This window comes from Allobacillus salarius (assembly GCF_007559425.1).
GTDB lineage: Bacteria > Bacillota > Bacilli > Bacillales > Alkalibacillaceae > Allobacillus > Allobacillus salarius.
In genome coordinates this window covers 1-7,129 of sequence record NZ_VMHE01000041.1, presented here as the reverse complement: position 1 = coordinate 7,129, position 7,129 = coordinate 1, and the positions used below count along the sequence as shown (strand labels likewise).

General features: G+C 39.1%; 6 protein-coding genes. 2 read left to right on the top strand and 4 right to left on the bottom strand.

Annotated features, from left to right (window positions below):
- Positions 1 to 358: 358 nt before the first annotated feature.
- Positions 359 to 1,405, top strand: a complete 1,047-nt coding sequence (locus FPQ13_RS12600) for a C45 family autoproteolytic acyltransferase/hydrolase (protein WP_144089679.1) — start codon at positions 359 to 361, stop codon at positions 1,403 to 1,405.
- Positions 1,406 to 1,502: 97 nt separating this feature from the next.
- Here FPQ13_RS12600 and FPQ13_RS12595 read toward each other — a convergent pair whose 3' ends face one another.
- Complete coding sequence (locus FPQ13_RS12595; RefSeq protein ID WP_144089678.1) at positions 1,503 to 2,000, bottom strand: CarD family transcriptional regulator; 498 nt, start codon at positions 1,998 to 2,000, stop codon at positions 1,503 to 1,505.
- A 138-nt stretch (positions 2,001 to 2,138) separates the two neighbouring features.
- Between FPQ13_RS12595 and FPQ13_RS12590 the strand changes: the two genes are divergently transcribed.
- Positions 2,139 to 2,576, top strand: coding sequence for a MarR family winged helix-turn-helix transcriptional regulator (locus FPQ13_RS12590; RefSeq protein WP_144089677.1), 438 nt, complete (start codon positions 2,139 to 2,141; stop codon positions 2,574 to 2,576).
- Between the two features lie 76 nt (positions 2,577 to 2,652).
- On the opposite strand, the gene mqo is transcribed toward FPQ13_RS12590, so the two are convergent.
- The 3 genes from mqo to FPQ13_RS12575 all read right to left on the bottom strand — a co-directional run bounded on the left by mqo (position 2,653) and on the right by FPQ13_RS12575 (position 6,628).
- A complete protein-coding gene (mqo, locus tag FPQ13_RS12585; RefSeq protein ID WP_281281214.1) occupies positions 2,653 to 4,179 on the bottom strand; it encodes a malate dehydrogenase (quinone) in 1,527 nt (508 codons plus the stop codon).
- Positions 4,180 to 4,610: 431 nt separating this feature from the next.
- Entirely contained in the window at positions 4,611 to 6,269 is a 1,659-nt protein-coding gene (locus FPQ13_RS12580; protein WP_144089675.1) for an ABC1 kinase family protein, read from the bottom strand.
- Positions 6,270 to 6,325: 56 nt separating this feature from the next.
- Positions 6,326 to 6,628, bottom strand: coding sequence for a phasin family protein (locus FPQ13_RS12575; protein ID WP_144089674.1), 303 nt, complete (start codon positions 6,626 to 6,628; stop codon positions 6,326 to 6,328).
- Positions 6,629 to 7,129: the final 501 nt, after the last annotated feature.

Sequence of the window (7,129 nt, the reverse complement as noted above, 5' to 3'; positions counted from 1 at the left end):
TTCTGTTTTTAAAAATGCAATTCAAAACATTGGAGAAGTCTTTGTATTTTTAAAAAGAGCAATTATGAAATTGATTCTACTAATTAAAAAAACCGCTATTAACATGTACAGAATCATTTTTTTACTCATTGTAGAAAATTCCCCTATTGATTAAATGGTTAAATAACATTTTATCATATCAATTATGTTAAAAGGGGATAAAATCAAGAATTTATAGAAAAATCCAATTTATATCAATCTAAAAAAATGTTAACCGAGGTTTTCACCTACACCAATTGGTGAACAAGCATTCCAATTCCCTTCCCACTCCTCTTCGATTAAACTGGCAGGAAGTACTCAACAATAAGGAATGAATTCCATGAACTATTATAGCGACGTGTTTCAATACCGGGGTAGTCATTATTATTTTGGCTACTACCAAGGGAAGCTTCTGAAGGGTTCCCCGATTATTCATAACCGTCAAAAACAATGGGGTCCAAAGAAAGACCGTCATTTTATTATTGATAAAAAACTCTTCGAACAGGTAATTAACCGGTTTTCTCCAGCCATTTTGGAAGAAATTCACGGGCTTGCTGATGCATTGGAGATGAGTTTAACGGAGGCTTACCGACTCTTTGGTGGCTATTATAAGGAGTTTGTCCGGAGTGGGTGTTCGATTTTCACGGAACCGGACTTTATGGTAAGAAACTATGACAGCCATCCCGTTGGCTATGAAGGAAGGTATATGTTTTATCAGCCAACCGATCAAGGGTATGCTGTCCTTGGACCTTCCATGCAAATTACCGGCCGGATCGATGGGATGAACGAAAAAGGATTGGTGCTAGGCTATAACTTCACCCATAGCAAAAAATCAAGTGATGGTTTCATTTGCAATATGATTGGACGAATTGTTTTGGAAAATTGCGCGAATGTAGATGAAGCAATCGATTTACTAAAAGAGATTCCTCATCGTCACTCCTTTAGTTATGTGCTCTTAGATCGAAGTGGTGAATCTTATGTCATTGAGGCTTCTCCAAGAAAGGTTGTCTCCCGGAAATCGAATGTGTGCACCAATCATTTTCATTTGCTCGATGAAGAAAATCGCTATCGACAAGAGGAAACAAGACAGCGTGAGAAAACCATTCAAGAGCAACAAAAGCATTCAACCAATCCGATGCAGGCATTTCGGGTGATGAATGATCCACAATATGATGTTTTCTCCAATAAATATGATGCATCCGCTGGTACCATTCACACATCTGCCTACTTTCCGAAAGAGATGAAAGCTTGGTTTGTCATCGGTCCAAATCGCATGCCTGTTATGTTTGACTTCAACAAATGGCTTCAAGGAAACCAGGTTCTTGTTAAACGAATGAAGGGCGAACTCGATTATTCGAGACCTTTTGTGAATATGGAGAGGTTATGACGTAACTAAATTACACACAAAAAAAGCTTGAGCCAAAAGCATGTGATGAACACACATTTCGGTCTCAAGCTTCATTTTGTATATTTATTTCATCGATTTACTGTGCAACTAATTCATCGATTTTCTTTACGACTTTTTCATATGGTTTGTTTAAAACAATAGCGACTTCTCTGAACAGAATGTCTTGGATGTTTTTCAGCAGTTTCCCATCTAGCTCACTAAACTTTCGGCCTTCTTCTTCTGTTTCTTGCTTTTTGCGTAGTAACGTACTTGCTACCTTCGCAATTTCCAAGCGGTCACCTTGATTCAAGATACTTTTATAATCTCTCGTTCTCTGTTGGGGTCTTTCAATCCATTCAACCCCTTCTCCACTGAACGTTTCAATGACTTTTTCAGCCTCTGATCTGTTCATGATTCGTTGCATGTTTTTTTGTTTACTTTCAACAGGAGCATGAATTGTCAAATTCTGATCATTATCAACCGGCTGTAACATGTAATACTTTTTCGTAACGCCACCATACGTTTGATCTTTAATATCTTCTACTCGACATATTCCATGTGATGAATAAACAATCAAATCTCCAATGCTCAGCATTATATTGGCTCCCTTATGTTGAATTGTCAACTTAGTTTACTTTAAGTATATCCCTTTTATACATTTTTGTCAACTAAGTTGATTTAATGCCAATCTTTTTGTATAGTAACTTAAGAAAATAAAATAGGAGTGAACAGAGTGAGCTTCAACTTACATCAATTAGATTTACTTGATTTAATCAGTGAACGGCATCTGAAGTTACGTAAAATATCTGAAGCACAGTGGAATCGTCATCACGAACTCCCCATTTCTAAATCTGAATGGTTTATATTGTTACGCATTTATCAGGAGAAAGAAACGACTGTTTCCTTTATATCCAAAAGCGTCGATATTACCCGACAAGCAACCCACAAGTTCATCAAGCAGCTTCAAGAGAAAGGACTCGTCGAGGTAGGTGAACAGGAAAACAATCGAAAAGAAAAACGAATTCAATTAACAGCTTTCGGAAAAGAATGCTATGAAAAAAATGAGCAATTACAGGCGAATTTAGAAAAGGAAATTGCCGAGCACATTGGTCAAAAACGACTAGAACAGCTAAAAGATATCTTAAAGATGAACTGGGGAATCGAGGACTAAGAATTTCTTCTCTCCGGTTATATCGTACATAAAAAAGGAGCATGAACTGCCATTAAACAGTCGATGCTCCTTTTTATTATGAATGAGTCGCTTCAAATTCAACGTGTTGAAAGTCTAGTTTTTTTGCTGTGAATTCTTTCACTTCACGAACAAGTTCTGGATTATCTTTTAAGGATTGGCCATACGAAGGAACCATTTCTTTTAATTTTGGCTGCCATTCTTTAACACGGTCTGGGAAGCATCTTTCAATCAATTCAAACATGATGGAAACAGCTGTAGAAGCACCCGGCGACGCCCCTAATAACGCAGCCATTGAACCGTCCTCCGAACTAACTACTTCCGTACCAAACTTCAGAATTCCTTTGCCTTCATCTGTATCTTTAATAATTTGCACGCGCTGACCAGCTGTTGTCATTTCCCAATCTTCATCTTTAGCAGTTGGGATAAACTCGCGTAACTGGTCCATCCGCTTCTCTTTCGATAGCATTAATTGCGAAATGAGGTATTTGGTTAACGTAAAGTTTTTCATTCCACCCGCTAACATCGTCGTTAAGTTATTCGGTTTAATGGAACTGAACAGATCTGCGTTTGATCCCGTCTTCAAAAATTTCGGAGACCAGCCTGCAAATGGACCGAAAAGCAATGATTCTTTCCCTTCAATCATCCGTGTATCTAAATGCGGAACGGACATCGGTGGCGCTCCAACCGGTGCTTTTCCATACACTTTGGCATAGTGTTCTTTCACAAGCTCAGGTTTTTGTGTGAAAAGGAATTCTCCACTTACCGGGAATCCGCCTATTCCTTTACTGCCTGGAATGCCTGTCTTTTGTAGTAAATGAATACTTCCGCCACCAGCACCGATAAAGACGAAGTTCGCTTCATGGAAGGTAACGTTTCCGCTTGCGACGTTTCGAACCTTTACTTCCCATGTGCCATCTTCATTTTGCTCAAGATCATCGACACTATGCTTGTAGTTGATGTCAACGCCTTCCGTTTCCAAGTGTTCAAACAGTTTACGTGTCAACGCACCAAAGTTCACATCTGTCCCGTCATCGATACGTGTTGCAGCTATAGGTTCGCTAACTTCACGTTCTTTCATCATTAATGGAATCCATTCCTTCAATTTTTCAGGATCATCCGAGAACTCCATATTTTCAAATAGCGGATTATCGACTAATGCTTCATACCGCTTTTTCAAGTACTCAACATTTTCTTTTCCATGAACAATACTCATATGTGGTAGCTGAATTAGGAATTCTCTCGGTTTATCCATAAGTCCCTTATCTACTAAATAAGACCAAAACTGCCTCGATTCCTGGAACTGTTCATTAATTTTTAGAGCTTTGGTTGTTTCGATTGTTCCATCTGGCTTTTCTGGCGTATAGTTCAGTTCACATAAAGCGGAGTGCCCTGTACCAGCATTATTCCATTCGTTCGAGCTTTCAGCACCAGGGCCATCTAGCTTTTCAAACACTTTAATGCTCATATTTGGGTCCAATTCTTTTAAAATAGATCCTAATGTCGCACTCATAATCCCTGCACCAATAAGAATCACATCTGATTTATTTGTTGTTTCACTCATAAGTAACCTTCCCTTACAAATTGTAGTGAGTATTCGCTTATGTAAGCGCTGTCCTCCAGCACAATTTTATTATTCAAACATAACTTATAAACGTTATATATTATATCACAAATATTTACATGCTTAAATACCTCTTACTTGTTTTATGACACATTTTGACTGGAATATAAGAATAGCGTATAACCTCATTACTGAAATAGGTTATACGCTATTAATAATCTGTCCTACTTATTTAAGAAATCAGGGTCTTGATAAGATGGATTTGGATACGTATAAAAACCTTCACCAGATGAAATACCCATCTTTCCTTGGTCTATATAGTTTTCCTTTAGATACTGTGCAATCTTTTTGGAGTTTTCATCTCCACTGTTATATTTTTAAAGCTCATTTAAACATCTCCACATAAAAGTTTTTCTACAATATTATTTTACTATAACATTCTCGGTTTTACACTAAAAACGCCCGGAACGGAATATAGAGTAGATCATCCAAGCCAACATACCAACAGCAATGACAAATCCTATTTCAAGTGCTGGTATATCCCACAGGACAGAGCTTTGACCAGCAATCGCAGATCCGATGATGACACCGGTCATGATCAAACTGAATGCTAACAAGATGATGCTAAATGACAGCAGGTTACTGACACGGTCCATTTTAGAAAGAAGATAGTTCAATGCTGGCATTTTTATCTCGACGGGTATCTTCCGTTCTTTCGCTAAAGCTGTCAGCTCCCGGACAATCTCCGGCATATCCTCAATGACATCAGCGTATTCATCGACGTGATTATAGATTTCTCTTGCAAACCTTTTCGGATGGTACTTATCCCGCATCAGCTTCCGACCAAATGGTTCAGCGGCGGTGATGATGCTGAAATTGGGATCCAACTCTGCAACGACACCTTCTAATGTCAGTATCGTTTTTCCAATAAGCGTGAAATCTGATGGTACTTCAATCTGATGTTTATGAGCGATTTGAAACATATCCGTTATAGCCTGTCCTAAGCTAATTTCACTAAAAGGCACATCATAATACTTGATGAGGAATTGATCGACGTCACCTTCCCATTCATGTTCATCAATATCAGCCGGAACGACACCCATCCGCTTCATCGCTCGGGTCATTTTTTTCGTGTCTTGACTCGTCATGGCGATAACTATTGAAGCAAGATCTCGTTGCATCTCCTTTGAGAGTCGTCCTACCAACCCGAAATCCATGAAGGCGATACCTTCTTCTTCAGGTAACGCAAAAAAGTTGCCGATATGAGGGTCGGCATGAAAATAGCCATCTTCGAACATTTGATAGAATATGGCTTGAACGAGCTTCTCAGCAAGCCACTCATTGTCACATTGAGCTTCGAATAAACTTTCCTGATCATCAAGCTTAATACCTTCTATATACTCCATCGTTAGGATCTTTTTCGTCGTATAATCCCAGTATATCTCGGGGATATATACAGTCGGATCGTTCTCGAATTGCTTGGCCATTAAATCCGCATTTCGACCTTCATGCTCATAATCCAACTCATCTTTAATCGCCTTTTTAAACTCGGCAACAACATCAACAACTTGATAACGACGTGCCCAATCCAACCGTTTCTCTGCTCGCTCTGCCATTTCATGAAGGATTTCCAAGTCGATATGTACTTGTTTACCGACATTGGGACGTTGGACTTTCACTGCTACTTTTTCACCGGTCGACAGAACAGCTTCATGGACTTGTCCAATTGAAGCAACTCCTAATGGTGACTGCTCAAATGAAGAGAACATTTCTTCCATCTTGCCATCCAACTCTTCCTCAACAATTTCTTTCACTTGTTCAAAGGGAACAGGAGATATATGGTCTTGAAGTTTTGATAATTCTTTTCTTATATCTTTTGGAATCAGATCTGGTCGTGTGCTCGCAAGCTGTCCCACTTTGATGAATGTCGGTCCAAGATCTTCTAAAAAATGACGAATTCGTTCACCTGTTGTTTTATCCTCTGAATTTTGTTCACGATTGACTAACAGGCGACGGGGCAATGAAAAAACACGGTCCAAACCTAATTCCTTTACGAAAAATCCGAAGCCATTTCTCGTAAATGCTGTAGCTATATCACGATATCTAGCCATATGGCGCATCTGCTTTCGAATAATTCCTATCCCCTCCTTTTCATCATCTACGGTATTTACTGTTCTTTATTCAGCTGGCGTTCAAGTTGATGGATGCGGTTTTCCAATCGTTCATAATCTTTTCTCGTTGGCACATCTAAATCCTCAAGCTTCTTTCTTAGCCTCGCTTGTGCCTTCTGGTTCCACTCTTCTTGACTTTGCTCACCTTTCGCTTCGATTTCTGATAATAAGCTATTCGATTCCTGTTGGGAAAGCTCCCCTTTTTCACGTAGTTCCTTTAAAATTTTTTCAGCTTGCTCTTTTCCAACTGCCGCTAATCCTGCACCGATTGATAAACCTTTCTTGAATAAATCGCTCATGTTAATAAGCTCCTTCCGGTCATCCTTTTCTTTAAGTTATCAATACCCTGAACAAAACAAACGAAAACTTAATAAATAGCAAGGGCGTTCTCGATGACAAATTGAACTGCCTGAGTGCGAGAAATGGTATCGAGACGTGCTCTCAATGACAAATTCAACTGCTTGAGTGCGAGAAATGGTATCGAGATATGCTCTCAATGACAAATCGAACTGCATAATGCATGAAAATGTCATCGAGACGTGCTCTCGATGACAAATCGAACTGCCTTATACACGAAAAGTGCATCGAGATAGGTTCTCGATGACAAATCGAACTGCCTTATACATGAAAAGTGTATCGAGATACGCTCTCGACGACAAATTGAACTGCACTTTACATGAAAAGTGCATCGAGATAGGTTCTCAATGACAAATTGAACTGCATAATGCACGAAAATGTCATCGAGACGTGCTCTCGACGACAAATTGAACTGCACTATACATGAAAAGTGCATCGAGATA